Origin of the sequence: Aureimonas sp. SA4125, assembly GCF_019973775.1 — a bacterium.
Lineage (GTDB): Bacteria > Pseudomonadota > Alphaproteobacteria > Rhizobiales > Rhizobiaceae > Plantimonas.
Genome location: NZ_AP025032.1, coordinates 4,480,713 through 4,505,524, shown reverse-complemented (window position 1 = coordinate 4,505,524; position 24,812 = coordinate 4,480,713). Strand labels below are relative to the sequence as shown.

24 protein-coding genes and 1 tRNA gene are annotated in these 24,812 nt (G+C 67.2%); 10 read left to right on the top strand and 15 right to left on the bottom strand.

All coding sequences use genetic code 11. The features are described from left to right. Positions 1 to 86 precede the first annotated feature (86 nt). The 4 genes from Sa4125_RS21295 (at position 87) to Sa4125_RS21280 (ending at position 5,525) form a co-directional block, all read left to right on the top strand. Positions 87 to 2,135 (top strand): M3 family metallopeptidase, encoded by a 2,049-nt coding sequence (locus Sa4125_RS21295; protein WP_224008117.1) that lies wholly within the window; start codon positions 87 to 89, stop codon positions 2,133 to 2,135. A 312-nt stretch (positions 2,136 to 2,447) separates the two neighbouring features. Further along, positions 2,448 to 4,274 (top strand): translational GTPase TypA, encoded by a 1,827-nt coding sequence (gene typA / locus Sa4125_RS21290; protein WP_224001426.1) that lies wholly within the window; start codon positions 2,448 to 2,450, stop codon positions 4,272 to 4,274. Positions 4,275 to 4,382: 108 nt separating this feature from the next. Beyond that, positions 4,383 to 4,832 carry a universal stress protein gene (locus Sa4125_RS21285; RefSeq protein WP_224001424.1) on the top strand — a complete coding sequence of 150 codons (450 nt, stop codon included), beginning with the start codon at positions 4,383 to 4,385 and terminating at the stop codon, positions 4,830 to 4,832. Between the two features lie 213 nt (positions 4,833 to 5,045). Then, positions 5,046 to 5,525: a DUF3828 domain-containing protein gene (locus tag Sa4125_RS21280; protein ID WP_224001422.1), complete on the top strand. Its 480-nt coding sequence runs from the start codon at positions 5,046 to 5,048 to the stop codon at positions 5,523 to 5,525. Positions 5,526 to 5,541: 16 nt separating this feature from the next. Here the strand turns inward: Sa4125_RS21280 and Sa4125_RS21275 are convergent, their stop codons facing one another. Next, positions 5,542 to 7,191, bottom strand: a complete 1,650-nt coding sequence (locus tag Sa4125_RS21275) for an NAD(P)/FAD-dependent oxidoreductase (protein WP_224001420.1) — start codon at positions 7,189 to 7,191, stop codon at positions 5,542 to 5,544. A gap of 147 nt (positions 7,192 to 7,338) precedes the next feature. Between Sa4125_RS21275 and Sa4125_RS21270 the strand changes: the two genes are divergently transcribed. Continuing rightward, complete coding sequence (locus Sa4125_RS21270; RefSeq protein WP_224001418.1) at positions 7,339 to 7,722, top strand: PH domain-containing protein; 384 nt, start codon at positions 7,339 to 7,341, stop codon at positions 7,720 to 7,722. A gap of 148 nt (positions 7,723 to 7,870) precedes the next feature. Then, on the top strand, positions 7,871 to 8,377 hold the full coding sequence (locus Sa4125_RS21265; RefSeq protein WP_224001416.1) for a GNAT family N-acetyltransferase: 507 nt from the start codon (positions 7,871 to 7,873) through the stop codon (positions 8,375 to 8,377). 37 nt (positions 8,378 to 8,414) lie between these two features. Here Sa4125_RS21265 and Sa4125_RS21260 read toward each other — a convergent pair whose 3' ends face one another. From Sa4125_RS21260 to Sa4125_RS21250, 3 genes are all read right to left on the bottom strand, one after another. Next, on the bottom strand, positions 8,415 to 8,984 hold the full coding sequence (locus Sa4125_RS21260; RefSeq protein ID WP_224001414.1) for a DUF2585 domain-containing protein: 570 nt from the start codon (positions 8,982 to 8,984) through the stop codon (positions 8,415 to 8,417). A gap of 116 nt (positions 8,985 to 9,100) precedes the next feature. Continuing rightward, positions 9,101 to 9,511 carry a VOC family protein gene (locus tag Sa4125_RS21255; RefSeq protein ID WP_224001412.1) on the bottom strand — a complete coding sequence of 137 codons (411 nt, stop codon included), beginning with the start codon at positions 9,509 to 9,511 and terminating at the stop codon, positions 9,101 to 9,103. 25 nt (positions 9,512 to 9,536) lie between these two features. Then, a complete protein-coding gene (locus Sa4125_RS21250; protein ID WP_224001410.1) occupies positions 9,537 to 10,901 on the bottom strand; it encodes an L-serine ammonia-lyase in 1,365 nt (454 codons plus the stop codon). 276 nt (positions 10,902 to 11,177) lie between these two features. Between Sa4125_RS21250 and ppa the strand changes: the two genes are divergently transcribed. After that, positions 11,178 to 11,723: an inorganic diphosphatase gene (gene ppa / locus Sa4125_RS21245; protein WP_224001408.1), complete on the top strand. Its 546-nt coding sequence runs from the start codon at positions 11,178 to 11,180 to the stop codon at positions 11,721 to 11,723. 260 nt (positions 11,724 to 11,983) lie between these two features. Here the strand turns inward: ppa and Sa4125_RS21240 are convergent, their stop codons facing one another. Both Sa4125_RS21240 and Sa4125_RS21235 read right to left on the bottom strand, forming a co-directional pair. Further along, entirely contained in the window at positions 11,984 to 12,271 is a 288-nt protein-coding gene (locus Sa4125_RS21240; RefSeq protein ID WP_224001406.1) for a DUF167 family protein, read from the bottom strand. Positions 12,272 to 12,318: 47 nt separating this feature from the next. Next, the gene (locus tag Sa4125_RS21235; RefSeq protein ID WP_224001405.1) at positions 12,319 to 12,621 is read right to left on the bottom strand and encodes a YggT family protein; all 303 of its coding nucleotides are present in this window, start codon (positions 12,619 to 12,621) and stop codon (positions 12,319 to 12,321) included. Between the two features lie 273 nt (positions 12,622 to 12,894). Between Sa4125_RS21235 and Sa4125_RS21230 the strand changes: the two genes are divergently transcribed. Next, positions 12,895 to 12,970, top strand: a tRNA-Ala gene (locus Sa4125_RS21230). Between the two features lie 143 nt (positions 12,971 to 13,113). Here Sa4125_RS21230 and Sa4125_RS21225 read toward each other — a convergent pair. Both Sa4125_RS21225 and Sa4125_RS24255 read right to left on the bottom strand, forming a co-directional pair. Further along, entirely contained in the window at positions 13,114 to 13,368 is a 255-nt protein-coding gene (locus Sa4125_RS21225) for a hypothetical protein (RefSeq protein ID WP_224001403.1), read from the bottom strand. A gap of 8 nt (positions 13,369 to 13,376) precedes the next feature. After that, complete coding sequence (locus Sa4125_RS24255) at positions 13,377 to 13,505, bottom strand: hypothetical protein (protein WP_267461346.1); 129 nt, start codon at positions 13,503 to 13,505, stop codon at positions 13,377 to 13,379. Positions 13,506 to 13,848: 343 nt separating this feature from the next. Between Sa4125_RS24255 and Sa4125_RS21220 the strand changes: the two genes are divergently transcribed. Beyond that, positions 13,849 to 15,069, top strand: a complete 1,221-nt coding sequence (locus tag Sa4125_RS21220) for an MFS transporter (RefSeq protein WP_224008114.1) — start codon at positions 13,849 to 13,851, stop codon at positions 15,067 to 15,069. 18 nt (positions 15,070 to 15,087) lie between these two features. On the opposite strand, the gene Sa4125_RS21215 is transcribed toward Sa4125_RS21220, so the two are convergent. Then, positions 15,088 to 15,789 (bottom strand): HAD family hydrolase, encoded by a 702-nt coding sequence (locus Sa4125_RS21215; RefSeq protein WP_224001401.1) that lies wholly within the window; start codon positions 15,787 to 15,789, stop codon positions 15,088 to 15,090. A gap of 128 nt (positions 15,790 to 15,917) precedes the next feature. On the opposite strand from Sa4125_RS21215, the gene Sa4125_RS21210 reads away from it, so the two are divergent. After that, positions 15,918 to 18,296, top strand: coding sequence for an EAL domain-containing protein (locus tag Sa4125_RS21210; protein WP_224001399.1), 2,379 nt, complete (start codon positions 15,918 to 15,920; stop codon positions 18,294 to 18,296). 84 nt (positions 18,297 to 18,380) lie between these two features. Here Sa4125_RS21210 and Sa4125_RS21205 read toward each other — a convergent pair whose 3' ends face one another. From Sa4125_RS21205 to hemC, 6 genes are all read right to left on the bottom strand, one after another. Continuing rightward, a complete protein-coding gene (locus Sa4125_RS21205) occupies positions 18,381 to 19,118 on the bottom strand; it encodes a glutamine amidotransferase (RefSeq protein WP_224008111.1) in 738 nt (245 codons plus the stop codon). A 43-nt stretch (positions 19,119 to 19,161) separates the two neighbouring features. Then, the gene (locus Sa4125_RS21200; RefSeq protein WP_345944301.1) at positions 19,162 to 19,698 is read right to left on the bottom strand and encodes a TerB family tellurite resistance protein; all 537 of its coding nucleotides are present in this window, start codon (positions 19,696 to 19,698) and stop codon (positions 19,162 to 19,164) included. 51 nt (positions 19,699 to 19,749) lie between these two features. After that, positions 19,750 to 21,333: a heme biosynthesis HemY N-terminal domain-containing protein gene (locus tag Sa4125_RS21195; protein ID WP_224001397.1), complete on the bottom strand. Its 1,584-nt coding sequence runs from the start codon at positions 21,331 to 21,333 to the stop codon at positions 19,750 to 19,752. A gap of 9 nt (positions 21,334 to 21,342) precedes the next feature. Next, positions 21,343 to 22,878, bottom strand: a complete 1,536-nt coding sequence (locus tag Sa4125_RS21190) for a hypothetical protein (RefSeq protein WP_224001395.1) — start codon at positions 22,876 to 22,878, stop codon at positions 21,343 to 21,345. Positions 22,879 to 23,125: 247 nt separating this feature from the next. Further along, the gene (locus Sa4125_RS21185; protein ID WP_224001394.1) at positions 23,126 to 23,818 is read right to left on the bottom strand and encodes a uroporphyrinogen-III synthase; all 693 of its coding nucleotides are present in this window, start codon (positions 23,816 to 23,818) and stop codon (positions 23,126 to 23,128) included. 4 nt (positions 23,819 to 23,822) lie between these two features. Then, positions 23,823 to 24,767, bottom strand: coding sequence for a hydroxymethylbilane synthase (gene hemC / locus Sa4125_RS21180; protein WP_224001391.1), 945 nt, complete (start codon positions 24,765 to 24,767; stop codon positions 23,823 to 23,825). Positions 24,768 to 24,812: the final 45 nt, after the last annotated feature.

Here is a 24,812-nt window from a genome sequence, read left to right as displayed (position 1 = left end):
AGCGGTTACGGCCGCTGTCGTTATTCATATTCTATAAGTAACTCGTTGACTTGCGAAAATAGGAGCGCCCGGTGTCGAATCACGCTATTGTGTTGTCTCATTCCCTTTGGCATTCAACAACTTCGGTCGGCGATTGGCCCGATTTCGAGAAGCTGAACCCCGAGGTTTTCGACGCCAGCTTCACCGCCGCAATGGCGGCACACCGGGCCGAGATCGCCGCGGTTGCCGGGAATGCGGAGCCTGCGACCTTTGCCAATACTATCGCCGCCATGGAGCGGGCCGGTCGCCTTCTGTCAAAGGCCGCGTCTCTCTTCTTTACCCTTGCCGGCGCCCATACCGATGCCGCGCTGCAGGCGCTGGAACGCCGCCTGTCGCCGATACTCTCGCGTCATTCCTCGGCCATCATGCTCGATGCCGCCCTGTTCGCGCGAATCGACGACGTCTTCCAGCGCCGCGCCGCGATCGCCGTGTCGGAGGAGCTTTCGCCGGAAGACCTGCGGCTTCTCGAACGCGTCCACCAGGATTTCGTGCGGGGCGGTGCGCGGCTGGAGGGCGAGGCGCGGCTGCGCCTGGCCGAAATCGATGCGCGCCTGTCCGAACTCGGCACCGCGTTCTCGCAGAACATTCTCGCTGACGAGCGAAACTTCGTTCTGCCCCTCGGCGACGAGGATCTCGGCGGCCTGCCGGGTTTCGTGCGCTCGGCCATGGCCGAGGCGGCGCGCGAGCGCGGACTGAGCGGCCATGCATTGACGCTGTCGCGCTCGATCGTCGTACCGTTTCTCGCCTTCTCGGAGCGCCGTGACCTGCGCGAGGCGGCCTTCAAGGCCTGGATTGCGCGCGGCGAGAATGCCGGCCCGACGGACAATCGCGGCCTGATCGCCGAGATCCTGTCCTTGCGCGCCGAAAAGGCGGCGCTCCTCGGCTTTCCGTCCTTTGCCGCCTACAAGCTCGACGACGCCATGGCGAAGACGCCCTCCTCGGTGCGGAGCCTTCTGGAAGAAGTTTGGGGCAAGGCGCGGGACCGCGCGCTCGGCGATGCAGCGGCCCTGCAGGCCCTTTCCGCCGGAGATGGTGGCAATGCGCCGCTGGAGCCATGGGACTGGCGCTTCTATGCCGAGAAGCGCCGGCAAGCGGAATTCGACTTCGACGAAAGCGCGCTGAAGCCGTATTTCCAGCTGGACAGAATGATCGAGGCGGCCTTCGACGTGTCGTCGCGGCTGTTCGGCCTTTCCTTCGAGCGCCTTTCCGAGGCGCCCACCTGGCACCGGGATGTCCGGGTCTGGCGCGTGCGCAATGCCGACGGGGCCGAGATCGGCCACTTCCTCGGCGACTATTTCGCTCGCGAATCCAAGCGTTCCGGCGCCTGGATGAGCGCGCTTCGCGGCCAGCACAAGCTGGATGGCGGCCAGACGCCGATCATCTACAACGTCATGAACTTCGCCAAGCCCGCGGACGGCGAGCCGGCACTGCTCTCCGTCGACGATGCCAAGACGCTCTTCCACGAATTCGGCCATGCGTTGCACGGGCTCCTGTCGGACGTCACCTGGCCGAGCCTGTCGGGGACCTCGGTGGCGCGCGACTTCGTCGAACTGCCCTCGCAGCTCTACGAGCACTGGCTGACCGTGCCCGAGGTGCTCGAGCGCCACGCGCTGCATGTCGAGACCGGCGAGCCGCTGCCGCAGGCGCTGATCGACAAGATGCGGGCCGCCGAAAATCTCGACGAGGGCTTCCGCACCGTCGAGTACACGGCCTCGGCGCTGGTCGACCTCGCTCTTCACGAAAGCGGCACCGCGCCGGCCGATCCGCTCGCCCGCGAGGCCGAGATCCTCGCCGGGCTCGGCATGCCGCGCGAGATCGTCATGCGGCACCGCGCGCCGCACTTCGCCCACATCTTCTCCGGCGACGGCTATTCGGCCGGCTACTACTCCTACATGTGGTCGGAAGTGCTGGATGCCGACGCCTTCGAGGCCTTCACGGAGACCGGCGACGCCTTCGACAAGGCGACGGCGGAGAAACTTCGGCGCCATGTCTACTCGGCCGGCGATTCGCAGGATCCGGCCGTCCTGTACACCGCCTTCCGTGGCCGCATGCCGACCACCGAGGCGCTGCTGCGCAAGCGGGGATTTGCTGCCTGAGGCGCCATCGGCGCGGCGGAACGGCATTCGCCGCGCATCCGGGTCAGCGGGTGGGGCAGGGGCGCGAGGGCCGCTCGCGCCCACCGCAACGCGGATGCAAGGAGGCTCGGCAAGGCGGCACCGGGCGCAAGGCGAGATTACGGCGCGCCCTCGCTATCCCGCCCCATCGTCACCATCTCAGACCGGGCGCCGCCTGCTAGACCTTTCGCAAATGCGAAAATTCCTGTAAGGCACCGCTCATGCAGGCACGAGGGTGCCCCTTTGTCGGGGAGCGCCGGGCGTGCCGATCCCAATCTTTTCCGGTGGTATAGAATGAAGCTCCGCAACATCGCGATCATCGCGCACGTCGATCATGGCAAGACCACGCTCGTCGACAAGCTCCTCTCGCAGTCGGGCTCGTTCCGCGAAAACCAGCGCCAGGAAGAGCGCGCGATGGACTCCAACGACCTCGAAAAGGAGCGTGGCATCACGATCCTGGCCAAGGCGACCTCGGTCGAGTGGAAGGATGTCCGCATCAACATCGTCGACACCCCGGGCCATGCCGACTTCGGCGGCGAGGTCGAGCGCATTCTCAACATGGTGGACGGCGCGGTCATCCTCGTCGACGCGTCGGAAGGCCCGATGCCGCAGACCAAGTTCGTGCTCGGCAAGGCGCTCAAGGTCGGGTTGAAGCCGATCGTCGCGATCAACAAGATCGACCGCCACGACGAGCGTCACCAGGAAGTTCTGAACGAGATCTTCGACCTCTTCGTCGCGCTCGACGCCACCGAAGAGCAGCTCGACTTCCCCGTCCTCTACGGCTCGGGTCGTGGCGGCTGGATGGCCGAGGCGCCGGAAGGCCCGCAGGACAAGGGCCTCGAGCCGCTGTTCGACCTCATCGTCAAGCATGTGCCGGAGCCGGACACGGGCGGCAAGGACGAGCCGTTCAAGATGATCGGCACCATCCTCGAGGCCAACCCCTTCCTCGGCCGCATCATCACCGGCCGCATCCAGTCCGGCTCGATCAAGCCGAACCAGCCGGTCAAGGTTCTTCATGGCGACGGCACGCTGCTGGAGACCGGCCGGATCACCAAGATCCTGTCCTTCCGCGGCCTCGACCGGGTTCCGGTCGATTATGCTGAAGCCGGCGACATCGTCGCCATTGCGGGCCTTTCCAAGGGCACCGTCGCCGACACCTTCTGCGACCCGCAGGTCACCGAGCCGCTGGTCGCTCAGCCGATCGATCCGCCGACCGTGACGATGTCCTTCATCGTCAACAACTCACCGCTCGCCGGCACCGAGGGCGACAAGGTCACGAGCCGCGTCATCCGCGATCGCCTGCTCAAGGAGGCCGAAGGCAACGTCGCGCTGAAGATCGAAGAGGCCGAGGACAAGGATTCCTTCTACGTCTCCGGCCGCGGCGAACTGCAGCTGGCCGTCCTCATCGAGACGATGCGCCGCGAAGGCTTCGAGATCGGCATCTCGCGTCCGCGCGTCATCATGCAGACCGGCGAGAACGGCGAGAAGCTGGAGCCGATCGAGGAGGTCGTGGTCGACGTCGACGAGGAGCATGCCGGCATCGTCGTGCAGAAGATGAGCGAGCGAAAGGCCGAGATGGTCGAGCTTCGCCCCTCCGGCGGCGGTCGCCAGCGCCTCGTCTTCCATGCCCCGACCCGCGGCCTCATCGGCTATCAGTCGGAACTCATGACCGACACGCGCGGCACGGCGATCATGAACCGCCTGTTCCATTCCTACGCGCCCTACAAGGGCGAGCTGGCCGGCCGCAACACGGGCGTCCTGATCTCGAACGACTCGGGTGAAAGCGTCGCCTTCGCGATGTTCCACCTGGAAGACCGCGGCCCGATGGTGATCGAGTCCGGCACCAAGGTCTACGAGGGCATGATCATCGGCATTCACACCCGCGAGAACGATCTCGAGGTGAACGTCCTGAAGGGCAAGAAGCTGACGAACATGCGCGCTTCCGGCAAGGACGAGGCGATCAAGCTGACGCCGCCGATCCGCATGACCCTCGACCGCGCGCTTTCGTGGATTCAGGACGACGAACTCGTCGAAGTGACGCCGAAGACGATCCGGCTGCGCAAGCTCTATCTCGATCCGAACGAGCGCAAGCGCCATTCGAAGTCCAGCAAGGCGGCCTGATCGCCTCCTTCGGCATCGACGGTCAATGAGAAGGCGGGACCCGGTGTCCCGCCTTTTTTCATGGCCCGTTCTATGGGATAGAGCGGCGGCAGCCACCGAGGGGGACCCATGTACAAGAACATTCTGATCGCGACCGACGGATCCGTACTCTCGCAGAAGGGTGTCGAGCAGGGTCTGGCGCTCGCGCATCTCTGCGGCGCCAAAGTGACGGTGCTGACGGTCTCCGAACCCTTCCCGACCTTCGATCTCGTCTCCAAGCTCAGCTTCTTCCAGGATCCCGAGGTGGTCTCCCGCTATGCCGCCGACTGCAAGGTCCTCGCCGACAAGACTCTGGCCGCGGCCGAGACGGTCGCCGCGACCGTCGGCGTCGCCTGCGAGACGCTCTATGTGGACAACACCGCGCCTGCCGCCGCCATTCTCGAGGCAGCAAAATTGCGCGGCTGCGGCCTGATCGTCGTGACCTCGCACGGCCGCCGTGGCCTCGAGCGCATGGTGATCGGCAGCCAGGCGACCAAGGTGCTGACGCAGGCCACCGTTCCGGTTCTGGTCGTCCGGTGAAGCACAGTGTCTGATGGCGGTTCTCGCCGGCCCCGCCTCGGCTCCGCCGGCCGGTTCACCCGGCTTCGGCACCGATGGGAGATTGCCGTCGGCGGCAAGGCCGAAGAGGGGACGCGCGCGGCTGGCGGCGCGTGCTGCGAAGCCCGGTTTCCGCTGTTCGGCGCCCGGCGGCTCTGATATCAGAACCTGCCCCTGCGTCACGAGGAAAGTTCCATGCGCCTGCCCGCCCTCATCGCCGCCCTGATCCCCGCCCTGATCCTTGCCATCGCGGCCGTTACGCCCGGTCTCGCCGCGACCTTCGACAGCCCCAAGGCGCTGCTGACGGCTCTTTACGCACCCTATATCGCGGACGGCGACACTTCCGACCTGACACCCTTCTTTTCCGACAGGCTGAACGGTCTTTACGCAGAGGATGCGGCGAAGACGCCGGTGGGCGAGATCGGCTCGCTGGACTTCGATCCGGTCATCGCCGGGCAGGACTATGCCATCAGCAAGCTGCAGATCGGCGCGCCGAAAATCCAGGGCGATACCGCCGGCGTCACCGTCCGATTCGACAATTTCGATACCGAGCAGGAGCTGTTCTACACCCTGGTCAAGGAGAAGGGCGGCTGGAAGGTCGACGACATCGAAAGCAGGATGGGCGAATATCCCTGGGATCTCGTCAAGATCTTCACCATCGGCGCCGGCAACTAAGCGGCCAGCGGCCGCTTCAGTCGCCGAGGCGCAGTGGCTTCAACTCTTCCCATCGGTCGCCCGGGCCCGGATTTTCGGCGTGGCTCTCCCCGCCGAACTGCCGCATGACCCCCCAGGCGGCGTTCAGTGCCGTCTGCACCGCGCCCTCGACCCAGGCGGGGGTGAAGGAGACGTCGTCGCCGGCGATGAACAGGCCGCGCTCGACCGGCGGCAGGTCCTTCTGCATGAAATGGCCGAACATCCTCTCGTTGTATCGGTAGTGGCCGGGCAGGGCGCCCTTGAAGGCGCCGAGGAAATTGGGGTCGGATTCCCAGCTCACCGTGATCGGGTCGCCGAGGATGTGGGCCGAAATGTCGACCGTCGGATAGATCTTCGCCAGCGCCGACAAAGCGAGCTCGACCCGGCGCTCGGCGGGAAAGGGCAGCATCTTCAAGGCGTCCGACATCCAGGAATAGGTGAGGCAGATGACGCCCGGCTGCCCCGGCCCGTTGTCGAAGAGATAGGTGCCGCGGGTGAGGCGGTCGGTCAGCGTCATCGACATCGCGTCGTGCCCGGTGAGCGGATCCTTGTCCTTCCAGAACGGCCGGTCGACCATGACGAAGGTCTTCGACGACTGCATGTAGCGGGTGCGGTCGAGGGCCATCCAGAGTTTCTGGCTGAACAGGCTCTCCTCGGTCTTGATCGTGGTCGTCAAAAGCCAGCTCTGGCAGGTCGCGACGACGGCGTCATAGGCGCACTTGCGGCCCCAGCGATCGACGATTTCGATCTGGCCGCCGGGAAGGCGGTTGATCGCGGCCACGCCGGGGCGCGTCGCGCCGTCGTTGAGGCTGGCGAGGCTGGTGCCGGCCGGCCAGTGGGCAAGGCTTGCCGGCGCATGCCGCCAGAGGCCCTGCGGCACCTTCTCGGCGCCACCGACGACGAGATGCTGGTCGCTGTCATAACCCAGGGCGTTGACCCGAAGGATTTCCAGCATGGAGTTCGGGAAGTCGGAATCCCAGCCGCCGGTGCCGAAGCCGACCTGGCCGAACACTTCGCGGTGGCGGAAGCTGAGGCCCTGGAAGGGCGCCGACGTCGTGACGAAATCGTAGAAGGTGCGCTCGTCCCAGAGCGAAACGAGCGGATCCCACAGGCGCTTCACGGCCTTGGCGTCGCGCGCCGTGAGGGCGGCCGACAGGGCCGCGAAGCCGAAGCCGTCCTCAAGGGCCGTATCGTAGGCGGCTGCGACCTCGGCATAGAGCGGCGGCAGGTCGGCGAGGCTCTCGGCGTAATGCGTCTCGCCCTCGAGGTCGATGACGGTCGATCCGGCGGCCTCGGTAAGCGGGTTCGGGAAGGGCCGGGTTTCCAGTCCGAGCGCCTCGACATAGTGGAAGAAGGCACTGGCCGAGCGGGGAAAGCGCATGGCGCCGAGCTCGGCGATGATGCCGTCGCTGCCTTCGAAAGCTTGCGAGCGCAGGCGCCCGCCGAGCCGGCCGGATTCATAGACCACCGGCTTCAGCCCGAACTTCATCAGCTCGAAGGCGGCGACGAGCCCGGCCATGCCGGCACCGATCACCGCGACCTCGCGGCCAAGGCTTTCGGGCGGGAGGGCGCCGAGGCCGGCCGCGTGAGTGAGCCAGGCCTCGTAGTCGAAGGGAAAGTCGGGACCAAAACCGGACAGGGTGCTCATCGCCGCATGTCTTCTCGTTCCCGCGCGTTTTCCATTCGGTCAGGGAGGTGATAGCGCCTGCCGCGTTCTGTCCGCAATGGCATGCCAGCCAGCATGGCCGGTCGCGGCATCGTCGGCCGAACGCCATCGGCCAGGGAGTTTGGAGCCATGGGACTACTATCGGGATTGCTGGGCCTTGCCAGCGACGTCGATGTCGAGGCGGTTCGCCGCGACCTCGAGCCGATGCTGCTGCCGAACGAGGAGATCGATCTTGCCTTCGCCGTCGTGCGCGATCTCATCATCTTCACCAGCCACCGGCTGATCCTCGTCGACAAGCAGGGCCTGACCGGACGCAAGCGCGAGATCCACTCGATTCCCTACCGCTCGGTGACGATGTTCTCGGTCGAGACCGCCGGCACTTTCGAGACCGATGCGGAACTGCGGATCTGGATCTCCTCGCAGTCGGCGCCGCTGACGCGCGAGATCTCGCGCGGTTCCAACCTCTCGGGCATCCAGCGGGCGCTGGCGGAGGGCATCCTCGGCCGGAAATAGAAGTGCAAAGACGAGGAGATGCTGACCAGAAGGTTGACGGATTCAAGCTCTTCCGCTCAATTCGTCCGCATCACTGTCTAGTGATCATTAATTAAATGCTCAGCAAGGAAACCAGGGATCGAAATCTCGGGTTTATGGTTAACGCTCGATGAAGACGATTGCCGCCGAAGTACGATTTGCCGAGGGCCGCGACGCAGCACAGCTTGCGCAGGTCCATGAGGCGTCGTGGCGTGGTGCCTACAGCGGCATCATCCCCTTCAAGACTTTGGGCAAGATGGTCGAGCGTCGCGGACCTGACTGGTGGCGGCGGGCGATCGACAACCGCGCCGCCATTTTGGTCGTCGAGTTCGGCGGCGAGATCGCCGGCTATGCCACTCTCGGGCGGAATCGCACCAAGGCGCTCTCGGCCGAGGGCGAGATCTACGAGATCTATCTCCAGCCGAAATTCCAGGGGCTTGGTTTCGGCCGGCGGCTGTTCGACGAGGCGCGGGCGCTCCTGCGGGATCGCGGCATGCGCGGGGTCGTCGTCTGGGCGCTGGCGGACAACGACAACGCCATGCGGTTCTACTCTTCGGTCGGCGGAGCGGATGTGGCGGAAGGGGCCGAGCGGTTCGAGACGGTGACGCTTCACAAGGTCGCGTTTACCTGGAAATGATCGGCCCGAGGGGCTGACCTCCTGCGGCCCAGCCCGCTCAGATCCCCGCCTGCCAGTCCTTGATCGCCTGCAGCGGTGAGATCAGCATGATCACGTTCAGCACCAGATTGTCCCGGATGATGACCGCGGTGGCGATCTCGAAGCCGATGGCGATGGTGATCGTCGCCCAGACGGGCAGTCGGCTCGCCAGGAAAAATCCCAATATCATGAACAGCATGTCGCTCACCGAGTTGACGACGCTGTCGCCGAAATAGTCGAGCGAGATCGTGGCGGCGCGGTAGCGCTCGATCACCATATTGGTGTTTTCCGCAATCTCCCAGCCGGCCTCGATGGCCATCGCCACCAGCAGCCTCAGCCCAAGCGGCCAGCGCCGCGCGGCCAGGTACAAGGCGCCGAAGAACAGGAAGCCGTGGATCAGGTGCGAGGGCGAGTACCAGTCGGAGAGGTGCTGCGAATTTTCCGAGCTCTGAACCACGCCATGCCAGAGCTTGACCGTGCCGCAGGTGCAGATCGGGCTGCGGCCCATGGCGAGCAGCGTCGCCGCGGTGGCTGCCAGGAGCACCAGGGCGGCAAGGACATGCCAGCGATTCACGCGGTTGTTCGTCATGGCGAGGCCTTCGTTTCGGGCGCACCCGGGCTGTCCTGATTGCCGCGCCCGAAAACGGCGCGCAAGTCCCGTCGGGCGCTCATGGCGACGGGGTGCTGCACGGCGCGTCCGCCCGCTCAGTCCCTCGGCGCGGCCGCGGGGTCGTCGTGGCAGCAGACGCAGAGCTTGTTGCCGTCGCGATCTCGGAAATAGGCGCCGTAATAATGCGCATGGTAGTGCGGGCGAAGGCCCGGCAGGCCCTCGGACGTGCCGCCAGCAGCGATGGCCGCGGCGAAGGCGCGGTCGACGGCGCCGCGCGAGGGCGCGAGGATTGCGATCATCTGGCCGTTGCCGGGCATCGCCGGTTCGCCGTCGAAGGGGCGCCCGATCAGGAACAGCGGCCGCGCCGCGCCGGGCCGGTGCCAGGCGGCCCAGCCCGCGGCATCGTCGCGGAATTTCAGCGCGAGGCCCAGTTCCGTCAAGACGCTGGCGTAGAAGGCAAAGGCCTCCGGAAGGTCCGCGATCCCGACATGGACGTGCGACAGCATGGCAATCTCCCTCTGCTGCCACGGCTTAGCATTCCGGAAAATTCACCGCGAGGCCGCCGAGCGAGGTTTCCTTGTATTTCGACTGCATGTCGCGGCCGGTCTCGCGCATGGTGTGGATCACCTTGTCGAGGGAGACGAAATGCATCCCGTCGCCGCGCAAGGCGAGCGAGGCCGCCTGGATGGCGCTGACCGCGCCGAAGGCGTTGCGCTCGATGCAGGGGATCTGGACGAGCCCGCCGATCGGATCGCAAGTGAGGCCGAGATGGTGTTCCATGCCGATCTCGGCGGCGTTCTCGATCTGCGGGAGGGTGCCGCCGAGCGCTGCGGCAAGGCCCGCCGCGGCCATCGAGCAGGCGACGCCGACCTCGCCCTGGCAGCCGACTTCGGCGCCGGAGATCGAGGCGTTCATCTTGAACAGCCCGCCGATGGCGGTCGCCGTCAGAAGAAAATCGCGGGCGCCAGCCAAGCTCGCGCCATGGCAATGCTCGCGGTAGTAGCGCAGCACCGCGGGCACGACGCCGGCGGCGCCGTTCGTCGGGGCGGTGACGACGCGCCCGCCCGCCGCATTCTCCTCGTTCACCGCGATGGCGTAGAGGCTGACCCAGTCCATGATCTCGTGCGGCGGCCGGTCGTTGCTGGCCCGCTCGGCCTCGAGCTTCTCGCGCAAGGCGGCGGCTCTTCGGCGGACGAACAGGCCGCCTGGCAGCTCGCCCTTCTGCCGGAGCCCCCGATCGACGCATTCCATCATCGCGCCGTGGACGCGGGTGACATGCGCCTCGACGTCCGCCGCGGGCTTCAGGGCGCATTCATTGGCAAACACCATGTCCGCGATCGACAGCCCGCTCGCCTCACCGAAGGCAAGGAGCGCCCGGCCGCTGCGGAAAGGGTAGGGGACGTCGCGCTGCTCGCCGGAGACGCTTCCGACCTCCTCCTCGCGGACGATGAAACCCCCGCCGACAGAGCACCAGCGCTCTTCGACGATCACCGCGCCGTCGCCGGAGACGAGCGAGAAGGCGAGCGTGTTCGGATGCTGGGGCGTCGCGGCGACGCCGTCGAAGACGATGTCGGTCGTCTCGTCGAAGGCAAGCGGAGCCAGTCCCGCGAAGGGCAGGCGACGCTTGTCGGAGAGGACCGCGAGCATCGCATCCGCTTCGTCCGGGTCGATGGTATCGGGGCTCATCCCGGCAAGGCCGAGGATCACCGCCTTGTCCGTTCCGTGGCCCTTTCCCGTCCAGGCGAGCGAGCCGTAGAGGACGACCTGCAGGCGGCAATCGGGATCAGCGAGAGCGGCGGCACCCCGGGCAAAGGCGAGCGCCGCCTTCATCGGCCCGACGGTGTGCGAGGACGAGGGTCCGATGCCGATCTTGAAGAGCTCGAAGATGCTGATCATGCGCAAGACGTCTCCGGAAGGTCCGATCCGTGATGGACGATACGCATCAGGATAGCCGGGGCAGGCTGGCATATCGTGCCCGTTCGCGACAGAAGCCGTCGGCCGGACGCCGGGCGCTGCGGGACCGCAGGGCTGGAGCCCGGCGCAGCGAGGCGACTTCGCCTTGCCAAAGGGGGGCGACCCTGCCGGCCACGGCGGTCGGCGGCGGCGTCGCGAGTTGCCTCGCGTCTGCCGTCCCGCTAAGGACGCGAGGAAATTTCACAAAAGAGGCACGCCATGCGCATCGACGCGATCCCCCGCGGCAAGAACCCGCCCGAAGACATCAACGTCATCATCGAATGCCCGGTTGGCGGCCATCCGATCAAGTACGAGATGGACAAGGAAGCCGGCGCTCTGTTCGTCGACCGCTTCCTCTATACGCCGATGACCTATCCCGGCAATTACGGCTTCGTTCCGCACACCCTGTCCGACGATGGCGACCCGATCGACGTCCTCGTCTGCAACACACGGCCCTTGTTTCCCGGCTGCGTCATCAACTGCCGGCCGATCGGCGTCCTGGTGATGGAAGACAATAGCGGCCAGGACGAGAAGATCCTCGCCGTGCCGTCGCCCAAGCTCACGCGCCGCTACGAGAACATCACCGAATACAGCGACCTGCCGGCCATCACGCTCGAGCAGATCGCGCACTTCTTCGAGCACTACAAGGATCTCGAACCCGGCAAGTGGGTGAAGATCGGCGACTGGGGCGACTCCGCCATGGCCAAGCGCCTGATCACCGAGGCGATCGACCGGGAAGCCGCCTACAAGGCCGGCAAGGCCTGATCAGGGGCGCCATGGCTGATCTGTAAGCCGGGCAAACGGACCCCGAAAACGCCGGCGGCCTTCCTCGGTGCCGCTGGCCGGGCTCGGCCGCTACCCTGTGCGGCCGGCCTCGAAGGGCCTTTGCATGCCGTAGCGAAAGCGCTGCACGGAGGCGTCGGCGGTGTCGCGGGCAAGGGGCATTGGCGTCCGTGCTGGCGAGAGCGTCGACAGAGGCGACGGCGCAGCCGGGCTGGCCCTCGCTGTCCTGCGCCCAGACGGGGCTAGTCGACCGCAGAACCGAGAGAGACGGACAAGCGATCCAGCGCCTGGCGCAGGCCGGCATGGTCGCCGGCGGCGCGCACGCTCTTGACGCGGCCCTTGCCGCCGCTGTCGAGGATCAGGGTCGACTTCGGCAGCTTCAGCGCCTTGGCCAGAACCGCCAGCAGCGCGGCGTTGGCGGCGCCGTTTTCCGGCAAGGCGCGCACGCGGACAAGCAGCACCGGGCGCCCGTCTGGCGCAGTTCCCGCGCCGTCGATGCGGTCGGCGGAGGATTTTGGCGTCAGACGCACACGCAGGCAGAGGCCGTTCTCGGAAAGCTCGGCGAAGCCGGGCTCGCTCAGATCCCGGCCCGGATCACCGCCGGAGCGATATAGAGGACGATGAGCTGCTGCAGGAAGAAGATGCCGAGCAGCACGACGAGCGGCGACAGGTCGATGCCGCCGAGATCGGGCAGGACACGGCGGATCGGCCGGTAGAGCGGCTCTGTCGCGCGGTAGAAGAATCGGCCGACCTGGTCGACGAACTGATTGCCGGGATTGATGATGTTGAAGGCGTAGAGCCATGACAGGATCGCCGACAGGATGATCAGCCACCACAGCATATCGAGGATGAGGAGAACGACTTGCAGGACAGCCAGCATGGAAAAACCTTCATGAGATCGGTTCCCATGTAAAGACCGGAAAGCCCCTGCGCAAGGCGCAGCCGGCCCTGTCGGGCGTCCGGCTGCCAGCGTGGTTGCCACGGCCTTTCGGCATCGGCGCCAACGAAGGCCTCACTGCCGACGTTGCGGCGATCCCGTGCGCTGGCAGGGACCGAGGCCGAAGGCCCGCCCCCGCTGGTTTCGCGGCCAGCGGGCTTCGCGCCGTGCTTGACAGTTCCCGCCCCTGCCTCTAAATCCCGCCCACTGGTGAATGGGGCTGTAGCTCAGTTGGGAGAGCGCGTCGTTCGCAATGACGAGGTCAGCGGTTCGATCCCGCTCAGCTCCACCAGTCGCTCATCCCGCCGATTATTGTGCCGCCGATTATTGTGCCACTTCAAGCTCAAGCGTTTGCGGTGGCCTGTCTGCCATCGGCGTCGCTGTGGGTCGGTACAATGGGTGGACTGGCCGGAAGCGGCCTGAAACCCACCGCCATCAGGTCTGTGAGGCCCGTATGGCGTCTATGATGATCTGGAGCTCCTCCGACCCCGCCTCCGTCAGCCGGCCGCGGGTGCCGTTGACTTCGAGCAATCCCTCGGCATGCAGCTCTCCCAGGCCATCGGCATCGGCCGTGTGGCCGTGCCCATCGTCCAGCACGATCTGCCCGACCGTCTCTCCGCTGGACAGGGAATGGTAGGCGGCCAAGACGAGAATCGAGATGGCCTTGTCGCTCAGATGCTGCCCGCTCATCGACCGACCTAAGCGAAGACCATTGCGCCAACCATCAGCATGGCGGCCGCCGTTGCCAGCGTCGGCCAGATCGGCGTCGGGTGAGAGATGCGGCGGCGTAAAGAGAGGATCATCTGCGGGTCCTTGGAAAACGTCATCTCCGGCGATCGGAGCAGGAGCGTAACGGCCGTTAGCGCTCGTGGTTGCAGGCGCCGCGCGGCAAACTGTCGTCATCGGTTCTGGAGGCGGCCGTGCGCGCGTGATCAGCGAGATTCCGCTCGAGCAGCGATGCCTCTCTTCGGAAACTCGGCTCGTTCTGTGCCGAGCTTCGATAAGCCCGACAGGCGAGGTCGGAATGCGCCTGGCTTTTGCCGCCTGCCTCTGGCGCGAGCCGGGAAACCTCGCTAGGCACGGGCGAACAAGCACATCCCCGGAAAGCAAGCCGTGAGCATCGAGGACGAGAGCGGGACGCCGGCAGCACCGGGGGCCTCGGACAAACCTGTGTCGCATGACCGTTTCGCCGTGTTTCGCAACGGACAGTATCTGCGCTACTGGCTCGCCCGCCTCGGCACTTCCTTTGCCGTGCAGATCGTCGCCGTCTCGGTCGGCTGGCAGATCTACGACCTGACGCGCGATCCGCTCGATCTCGGCCTCGTCGGTCTCTGTCAGTTCCTGCCCGCATTGCTCCTGGTGCTCGTCACCGGCTCGGTCGCCGACCGCTATTCCAGGCGCAAGATCATGGGCGTGTCGATCGGCATGGAGGCCGTCGGCGCCGCGGTGCTGCTGGCGATGACCTATGAGGGCCTCTCCTCGCCGCTGCCGGTCTTCGCCGTCCTCGTCGGTTTCGGCATCGCCCGCGCCTTCTTCGGGCCGGCGAGCCAGGCGCTCGTCGTCAATCTCGTCCCGCGCGAGGAACTGCCCGAGGCGATCGCGTGGAACTCCTCGGCCTGGCAGATCGCCTCGATCGTCGGCCCGGTCGCGGGCGGCCTCCTCTACGGGCTGTCCGCCCATGCCGCCTACTGGGTGGCGCTGGTGATGTTTCTCGCCTCGGCCGCCCTCATCCTGTCGATGCGCAAGCTGCCGCGGGCCGCGGCCAACGAGCCGGCGACGATGGAGACCGTCGTTGCCGGCTTCCGCTTCATCTGGCACGAGAAGGTGGTGCTCGGCGCCATCTCGCTCGACCTCTTCGCCGTCCTCCTCGGCGGCGCCGTCGCCCTCATGCCGATCTATGCCCGCGACGTCCTCGACGTCGGGCCCTGGGGGCTCGGCATGCTGCGAGCGGCTCCCGGCATCGGCGCGATCCTCATGGTGATCTACCTCACCCGCCACCCCGTTCAGAACAATGCCGGCCTCGTGATGTTCGCCTTCGTCGCGCTCTTCGGCGCGTTCACCGTCGTCTTCGGCCTGTCGACCTGGCCCTGGCTTTCGGTCGTAGCACTGGCGCTCATGGGGGCGTCCGACATGATCTCCGTCTATGTCCGCGAGACGCTCTTGCAACTCTGGACGCCGGACGAGGTGCGCGGGCGGGTGAATGCCGTCAACATGGTCTTCGTCGGCGCGTCGAACGAGCTTGGCGAATTCCGCGCCGGCGTCATGGCCTTCTGGATCGGCGCGGTGCCGGCCGTGGTGGTCGGCGGCATGGCGACGATGGGCATCGCCGCGCTCTGGGCAAAGCTCTTTCCGGACCTGCGCAAGGCCAAGCATCTGCGCGGACGGGAATAGCCACTCCGCGCCCCCGGCTCAGGCGAGATCGTCGACGAGGCCGAGAAGATCGGAAAAACGTTCGAGGCGGAAGAAGCGCGGATCGCTTTCCGGGGCCTCGGCGTGCTCATGCACCCAGGTGAGATCATGCGGTATGAAGACGCCGGTGCTGCCGGCGGCGATCGCCGGCAAGATGTCCGACTTCAGCGAATTGCCGACCATCATCGCCCGGCCCGGCCCGTCCCCATGCCGGGAAAACACCCCCTCGTAGACGGCCTGTGTCTTGTCGCTGACGATTTCGACCGCCTCGAACAACTCGCCGAGGCCGGAGGCGGCGAGCTTGCGTTCCTGGTCGAAGAGATCGCCCTTGGTGATGAGGACGAGACGGAAGCGGGGCCCGAGGGCTTCCAGCGTCGGCACCACGCCCGGCAATGTCTCGACGGGATGGGCGAGCATCTCCCGGCCGATGTCGAGGATCTCGCGCATCAGCGTGCCGGGCGCTTCGTTCTTCGTCAGTTCCAGCGCCGTCTCGATCATCGACAGGGTGAAGCCCTTGATGCCGAAACCATAGAGCGCCAGGTTGCGGCGCTCGGCCTGGAGCAGCCGCACCGAGATGTCCGCCCCGTCGGCATGCTCCGCCAGGAGCCCTGCGAAGCGCTCCTCTGTCAGTTTGTAGAACTGTTCGCTCTGCCAGAGCGTGTCGTCGGCGTCGAAGCCGATCGTGGTGATGCTGTCGTCCATGGGGAGATGATGAGGCATGGGAGGCGCGATGAGCCGGCCCCGCCGGTTATTAGGCAGCCACAAATTTGTTCCTGCTGGAATACCGGCTTTTAACAAGCTTGGTGGACTGTGCGCATCGGGAGACCCCGATGCAGACACTCTTAACGTGCATTCAAGATGCCCATGACGGCTGGCTCTTGCTCGCTGCCGCCGCCGTCTGCGTCATCGGTGTGTTCGGGTCCTTCTCGGTCGCCAAGCATGCCGCCAAATCCTCGGGTCGACGGCGCGCGGTTCTCACAGCGACGGGCGTTGTCGCTGCGGGCTGCACGGCCTGGGCGACCCATATGATCGCCCTGCTCGCCTTCTCCCCCGGCATGCCCGCCGGTTTCGAGCCGGTAATGACGGCGGTTTCGCTGCTTCTCGGCATTCTCGGCATCGGTTTCGCAATAGCGATCGCGTTCGGCCAGCGTAAGCGGTCCCGTCGTCTTCTGGGCGGCCTGGTGCTCGGGCTGGGCATCGTGGCCCTGCATTATGTCGGTCAGTTCGCCTACGTCGTGCGGGGGACCGTTGCCTATGACCATGTCCTGGTTGCCGCCTCGGTCATCGGCAGTCTGCCGCTGTTTGCGCTGTCCCTGTCCCTGGCGGGAGAGAGAAACAGGCAGGTTCGGCTTCTCGGCGCACCGATGCTGCTCCTGTCCATTGCTGTCCTGCACCTTTGCGGCATGGCGTCGCTTCGGCTCACCTACGATCCGAGGGTGCCGTTTCCCGCGCTCACGCTGCCGCCCGAGGTTCTGGCGCCGATCGTCGCCATCGTCTGTGCGGGGCTTTTCGCGGTCGCGCTTCTCGGCCTGTGGTTCACGCTGCATGCCCAGGCCACCCTCCGCCGGGAACGGCTTCGACTGGGAGAGCTGGCCAATCTCGGTCTTGAAGGGCTTGCGATCTGCGATGGCGACATCATCGTGACTGCCAACGAGAGCCTGGAGAGGATGAGCGGTCGGCGGCGCAAGGACCTCGCAACATGCAGCCTGAAATCGCTGATCCCCGCGCTCGACATCGCCTCTCTTCCGGAGCGGGAGGAGGTCGAAGCCAGATTGGTCAATGCCGATGGTGAGCTGGTCCCGGTGCGGGTGATCCGCAGCGCGGTCCGGCTGGGACATCGCTCGCAGACCGTCCTTGCCTTCCGCGACCAGCGCGAGCGGCTGAGCAGCGAGGAAAAGATCCGCACCCTGGCCTTCTCCGATCATCTGACGGGGCTTGCGAACCGGACCCGTTTTCTCGACCTGCTCTCCGAGAGCGTGAAGGCAGCCTCGGAAGGAGGCCCAGGCTTTGCCGTCCTCATGATGGACCTCGACGGCTTCAAGGGTGTCAACGACGCGCTGGGCCATCACGGCGGCGACGAGGTTCTGCGCATCGTATCCGAGCGCCTGCGAGCCACCATCGAGACGTGTCACGTGGCGGCACGTCTCGGCGGTGACGAATTTGTCGTCCTCACCCGCGATGGCGCCGATCCTCTTCGTGCCGATGCCTTGGGTCACCGGATCATCACCGCCCTCGAGCAACCGATCCATGTAACCGGCCATGTTGTCCACGTATCCGCGAGCATCGGCGCCATTCTCTCCACGGACCGGCATGTCGATACGACGCAGATCCTCGAAAACGCCGATCTGGCGCTCTACGATGCGAAGTCGAACGGTCGAGGCCGGGTGCGACTGTTCACGCGGGAACTGCGCCAGGCGGCGATCGAACGGAGCGACCTGACCTCGGAACTTCGGGACGCCTGGGAGGCAAGGAACTTCGAGCTCTACTATCAGCCACAGGTCCGGTTGTCGGACGGCGCGCTCGTCGGCGCGGAGGCGCTGCTGCGCTGGAACTATCCCTATCGCGGTGTTCTGGCCCCCGGCGCCTTCCTTCACGTCCTCGAGAGCAGCGCGATCGCGGTTCCCGTGGGAACCTGGATCCTCACCACCGCCTGCCGTCAGGCCGCCGCCTGGCGGGCGGCCGGTCTCGGCGATCTACGGATCGGCGTCAATCTCTTCCCCGCGCAACTCAGGGCGCCGGATTTCGTCGAGGTCGTGGCGACGGCTCTCCGGGAAACCGGCCTTTCCGCCGACGCGCTCGAGATCGAGGTGACGGAGAACATCGTGCTGCAGAATGAGGGCATGACCCTCGGCCATCTGACGAACCTGCGAAAGCTCGGCGTGAAGATCGCCTTCGACGATTTCGGGACGGGCTTTGCTTCGCTGACGATGCTGAAGCGGATCGACATCGACCGCCTGAAGGTCGACCGTTCCTTCATCCGGAACGTCGACAGTGACCTTCGGGACCAGGCGATCGTCGACGCGATCGCCCGGATGGCGCAGGGCTGCGGGCTCGAGGTCATCGCGGAAGGCATCGAGACCGAGGCGCAGGCCCGCTACATGACCTCCTATGCGACGGAGGGCCAGGGATACTTTTTCGGTCGTCCGATGACCGCGAGGGATTTCGAGAAGCGCTACCTGCCTGAGGCCGGCTCGGCCGTCGCCGCCTGATCCCGGCGCCCCGATGCGATCGGGGAAGGCAAGCGGTCACGTGTTCGGGCCTCGTCGGTCAGGCAGGCCGACATTGCAGTCCCTTCAGGCCGGCTCGCCAAACACCAGTCCCAGAAACTGTTCCAGCCAGCGCTTCACCGGCGCGTCGTAGACGGCGCGGCCGTCGAAATGGTCGCGGCGCTTCTGGGCGCCGGGGAGAAGGGTGCGCTCGTGGCCATGGGTGGTCCAGCGATGCAGCATGGCCAGCGTCAGCTCGGCGTGGAACTGGACGCCGTAGGCGTGGTCGCCGTAGCGGATGGCCTGGTTCTCGAAACGCTCGCCGGTGGCAAGCCTGATAGCGCCGTGCGGCAGGGTGAATCCCTCGCGGTGCCACTGGTAGACCATTTCGGGCCATTGCGGCACGAGCATACGCCCCTCGGTCGTCGCCTGCAGCGGATAGTAGCCAACCTCGACAAGGCCCTCCGGATGCGGGGCGACGGTACCGCCGAGATGTTTCACCAGCATCTGCGCGCCAAGGCAGATGCCGAGGAAGGGGCGGTTTTCCGCCAGAGGAACGGCCATCCAGTCGACTTCGCGGCGAAGATGCTCGTCCGGATCGTTGGCGCTCGGCGGGCCGCCGAACACGATGGCGCCGCGGTGGTCGTCGAGCGTCTCCGGCAGAGGGTCGCCGATCACCGGACGGCGGATGTCCACCGCGACGCCGTGGGCGGCGAGCACCTGGCCGACACGGCCGGGCGTCGAGGTCTCCTGATGGAGCACGACCAGCACCGGACGGGGATCGCTCGCTCCCTCGAGACTGTAGCGGCGATGCTGTGCGCCGATGCCGCCGGTGCTCTCGCTGTCCTGCCGTTCCAAAGGGCTGCCTTCACTCACCGCCGTTGCGCACGTGCCGCGACGCGGCTTCCTGCTTCATCAACATACGGTCGCGCGTCGACACGCCGAGCAGATCGGCGACACGCCAGATGGTGTTGTCCTCGAGCTCGTGCACGTCGCCATCGGCATAGGTGATTTCCCAGAGCAGCTCGACGAAGCGGATGCGGGCCGCCTCGTCGAGGCTCTGGAGGAGGACGCTGGTGAAACGATAGAGGTCGACGGCATCCTGGTCGGCCTCCCGGCCGGCATCGAGCAACTCGTCGGCCGCATCCGCGTCGAGGCCGAACTCGTGCGCAAGCGAGGCCTTGAGGCTTTCGAGCTCCGCCTCGCTGACGATGCCGTCGGCCGCGCTCACATGATAGAGCAAGGCGGCAGCGGCGACGCGCGGATCATCGGCGCGCGCGCGATCAGGTGTTTCGCTGATCGAGGTCAGAAAATCACGAAAGGCCTGAAACATCAGCCGTCGTCCACCTTTGGAGGGCACCTTCCCATCCATGTTGTGCTGCTGCAGTGCAACAGCTGCGATCATGCCGCAAACTCAGCGGCATGACCAAGACCAATCGTGCGCGTCCGGAAAAAATCAAAACAGTCGCAGGCGACTTTCGCCGGGCGCCTTCGGCGAATGGCCCGGCGGAATGGTCTCGACCTCGGGTTCCTGGTCCGTCCAGCCATTGGCAGCGGGCGGGCCAGGCGGTGGTGCCTCTGCCTCTGCCGGTATGGAGACTACTGCGGCGGGAGCCGGGACGCTGGCGGCCGCGGGTGATATCTCGCGCGGCGCCTCGCCAACGCCGGGGGAAGCTGGACCGATCGCCTCGACCGTATCCGCCGGCGCCTCGATGACCATGCCCTGCGCGTCGATGCGCTGGCCCGGTGTCTTCCAGCGGAAGGCGTCGAGGCGCCCGGTGACGGGGGAGACCGGCGCCCATTTCTCCGAGACGTAGCCGTCGGCGGTCCAGGCGGGATCGCGGGGCGCGCGGATGGCCCGGCCGAGCCATTCGCGGACCTTGCCGACGGAGCCGGTCTCGGCCTCCTCGATGTCGGCCAGAAGGAGAAACACGCCTTCGCGCGGCTCCATGCGGCTGGCATTCAGCGCTTCCGAACGGGCGAGGGTGAAGTCGCGCGCGTCGAGCGCGGCATGGGCGACGACGAGCGAGGATTCGACATGGGTCGGCCGGAGGTCCTGCAGGACCTTCGCCCGCTTCAGCCGGTCAGCGACGGAATCACCGGGGCGCGCCTGGACATAGGCGACCGCGAGATCGGGATGCGGAGATTCGGTCCAGGCTTTTTCCAGGATCTTCGTGCCGCGCTTCAGGTCGCCGAGCCGGAAAAGCGCCTCCGCCGCGGTGACGGCGGCTTGTGTCAGGTCCGGCGCAAGCTTCTGCGCCTCGGTCGCGGCGAGCTTGGCGCCGTTCGGATCGCGCTCGGCAATCGACATGGCCTTGGCGGTGAGGAGCACGGCACGCAGTCGCGCCGATTCCTGCTTTTCGATCAGCCGCGCATTGCGCTGCGCCTCGAGGATCGCCAAGGCGCCGTCGAAGTCGCCCTCGATGGATTTGGCCTCCAGCACGGCGCCCCCGGCCCAGGGAACGTGCGGGGCGATGCGGACGGCGCGCTCGGCATAGCCGCGCGCAGCGGCGTCGTCGCCGAGCCTCTCGGCCTCGAGAAAGAGGCCGCGCAGCGCGAGAAGCCGCGTCTCCGGCTCGCGCTCCATGGTCTCAAAGGCCGAGCGGGCGCGATCGTGATCGCCCTCGATCATGGCCGTCTGCGCGTCGAGGAACTGCACCAGCGGCTCGCGGCGGCCGGTCAGGAGCTTCTGCGACCGCTTCGTCATCTGCCGGGCGAGGACGGCGTCGCCCGCACCGGCGGCAACGATGCCGGCCGACAGGGCACCATAGCCCTTGTCGCGGCGCCTCGTGCTGAAATAGCGGCCGATCCGGTCCGGAGCCTTGAAGAACGAGCGCAGGACCCAGACCGTGAGGACGACGAGGAAGAGAAGCGCGAGCTGCAGGACGATGAAGGTCCAGACCTGCAGCGTCAGGCTGTCGCTGCCCGCCGGCAATACGCCCTGCCAGGACAGCTGGATGGTGCCGGGATTGTCCTGCAGCCAGCCGAAGCCGAGGGCCAGCGCGAGGACGACGAGAAGGAAGGCCAGAATACGCAGCATGTCAGTTCCTCACCCTGCCGTGCCGGCCGGCTGGCCGACGGCTTTCACCGCGTTCGTCAAGGTCTCGCCGACGACCTGTTCCGCCTTCACCCGGGCCGCGACGCGTGCCTGGAATTCCTGGCTGACATCCTTGGCCGGCTGCGGCAGCGCCTCCCATTCGGCGAGGAAGGCCGGAAGGTCGTTCCCCTCGACATCGGCAGCCAGGCGCGAGATCGCGGCGTTCGGTCCGGTCACGCCGGCAGGCGCGGCGCCGACCGGGCGGGTCGTGACGAGGCCGCTCAGTCCGCTCAGGATCTGGTCGCCGACGCTGGCATTGGGATCGACCGGGTTCAAGGCGGAGAGGATCCGTGTCTCGACCTCGGGCCAAGCGGACAGAAGCTGCGACTGCGTCGGTACGCCCTCGGCGGCAAAGCCGCGCAGGGCGCCGACGACGGCCTCGTCGCCGGTCGCCGTGGCGAACGCCTCGAGTTCGCCCATGAAGGGGCCGCCGCGGTCGATGGCCGCCTTCAGCCCGGCCGCCGCGATCGCCGCGCCGGCCTTCTGGTTGGCCGCCTCGATCGCGGCCAGCTGCTGCTTCAGCGCGGCGACGGCCTCGTTGGTGGCGGCAACGCTTGTCTGCGCCGCGGCCGCCGTCTGCTGGGCAGTCGTGGCGGCCTGCTGCGCCGTCTCGCCGGTCTGCCGCGCCGTCTCCGCCGCCTGCCGGGCGCTCTCGGCGCTCGACTGCGACTGGCCGGCGAGCTGGCCCGCCTGGTCGGCGGCGGTCTTGGCTGCATCGGCCGCGCTCTTGGCGACCTCGGCGGCCGTGCGGGCGTCGGCGCCCGTCTGCGTCGCCGTTTCAGCCGCCGCACGCGCGCCATCGGCGGCACCGCGGATCGCGTCGAGCGCGGCCGGATCGGTCGTCGGGGCCGGCGGCGGCTCCCGCTGTTCGAGCGCGGCGACCCGGTCTCCGAGCGAGGTCAGGTCTGCCTGCGAGGCGCCCGGACCGGTGCCGCCCGCCGCCTGGACCGATCGCAACTGCTCGACCTCGTCGCGAAGCGTTCCAAGGTCGCTCGACACCTGCTGGACGTCGCCGGTCCTGGCATATTGCGGGGCGTTCTCGTCAACCTCGGCGAGGCCGACGCTCGGCAGGACGCCGGCATATTGCAGCGCGCCGGCGCCGGCCAGCGCCAGCGCGGCACCGAGAAGGGCACCGCCGAAGGCCGAGCCCATCCCGCCGCTGCGCGTCTCCTGATGGGCGGAGGCCGGCGCCGAGTAGTCCTGCGTCGGCTGCGGCGGACCATTGGTCGCGGCGCTCTCGTCGCGAATGAAGTCGGGTTCGGCCGCCGAGAGGATGGTCTCGTCGACGTCGCTGTCGCTGGCGACGGTCGGCCCCTGCAGACCTTCTTCCGCCGCGAATGCCTCCTGCCCGCTCGCCGGTGCCGTGACCTCGTCCTCGACGGTCGATGCTGCGTCTGCAGCCGGCAGGTTCGCCGACGCTTCACTGCCTGTGTCGCTCGCGCTCGCCGCCAGGCTCGTCTCCGGATCGCCCATGGCAGGCGCGCTCACGGGGGATGCAGACGGCGGATCGGCAGGATCGGCGGAGGACGGCCCGGGATACCCGACCGCGGGCACGGCAGTCGCATCGATCGTCGTCGCGGGCTTCTGGGGTCGCGAACGCCGCGGAGGATTGCGCATCGAAAAGGACTCCGTTTCCAGTCTTCGCCGGCGGCTGGCCTCTGGCCGGGAGCAGTTTCTGAAGCTCTCGGACCGGCATGCCGCGCGTTCGGCGCGGGCGCCGCAGGGATTAGGTAGGTTATAGAACGTGATCGAACAGCGTGGCGAGGCTCATCGTGGGAGAAATCTCCGCCCAGCCGCGCAAGTTTGCCGGCAAAGCGTCGGCAATCCGGGGCGACAGGCAGAGAAGTCGCGGTGCAGAACCGGCCGGCAGGCGCCCGGCGAGCCTGACATAGGCGGCGACCTGCCCCCGCGACAGGAGGAGCACGGCGTCCGGAGAAATGCCGCCGGTGGCCTGGGCGATCTCGTCCGGCGCCGGGTCCAGCGGCCTGATGTCGTAGGCTTCCCAGAGGCGAAGGGGCACGTCGCGATCGGCGAACGCTGCCTCGAGGGCATCGGTTCTGACGCGGCCGGCGGCATAGAGAAGCGGCAGTCCGCGCGTGGCGGCAAGGCGCGCTGCCGGCTCGACGAGGTTGGCGGCGCCGCCGCTGCCGGTCGCGATCTCGCCAAAACCCGCCGCCCGCAGCGCTGATGCGGTGCGCGCGCCGACGGCCAGAAACGGCGCCAGGTCTTCGCGCGGCAAGACCGCGAGCGCAGGGACGGCATGGGCACTGGTCACGAGGATCGCCGCGAACGGGCCAGGGGGCGGCGCTGATGAAAGCGCGACGATCTCCTCCGCCGGCAGGATCTGCGCCTCGTGCCCGCGTGCCTCTATCGCGCGGCCGGTTGCCTCTGCGTCGGCTGCCGGCCGGAGGACCAGGATCCGCGCCATGCGGTCAGCGGGGATCGGCCGGGGCGTTCCAGCTGGCGAAGAAGTCGGGGCCGGCTTCCTCGAGCAGCTGTTGTGCCGCCAGGCGCCCGATCATCGCCGCCTCGCCCATCACGCCGGTGCGCTTCGTCGCATGCATGGCCGAGCCGTCAGGCGTCAGGATCATGCCGGCGAGGTGCAGGACGCCGGCCTCCCCCAGCGTCGCATGTGCGGCGATGGGCGTGCGGCAGGAGCCGTCGAGCTCGGCGAGGAAGCCACGCTCGGCCGTGAGGGCCGTCGTCGTCTCGGCATGGTCGATCGCGTGGACGAGGGCCAGCGTCGCCGTGTCGTCGCCGCGCGTCTCGATGCAGATGGCGCCCTGGCCGGGGGCAGGCATGAAGTCTTCGGCCGAAAGGATCTCCGTCGCGACCGCCGCCATGCCCATCCGGTTGAGGCCGGCGAGGGCGAGAAGCGTCGCATCGACTTCTCCGGCCTCCAGCTTGCGCAGCCGCGTCTGGACATTGCCGCGCAGGATGACGAGTTCGAGGTCGGGGCGCATGCGCTTCAGGAGTGCCTGGCGCCGGAGCGAGGCGCTGCCGACGACGGCCCCCTCCGGCAGGGTCGCGATCGTCTTCGCCGTGCGGCCGATGAAGGCGTCGCGCACGTCCTCGCGCGGCAGGAAGGCGGCGAGCACCAGCCCGTCCGGGATGGCCGTCGCCATGTCCTTGGAGGAATGCACCGCCAGATCGATGCGCTTATCCAGCAGCGCCTCCTCGATCTCCTTGGTGAAGAGCCCCTTGCCGCCGACTTCCGACAATGGCCGGTCGAGGATGCGGTCCCCCGACGTCGAGATCACGCTGATCTCGAAATCCTCCTCGCCGAGCCCGTGCGCGACCATCAGCCGGGCCCGCACTTCGCTCGCCTGCGCCAGGGCCAGCTGGCTGCCGCGTGTGCCGATCCGGATAGGTGCCATCTTGCCGCCTGTCTTCGCGAGGGTCGTCCAGCGTTCTTAGAGGAT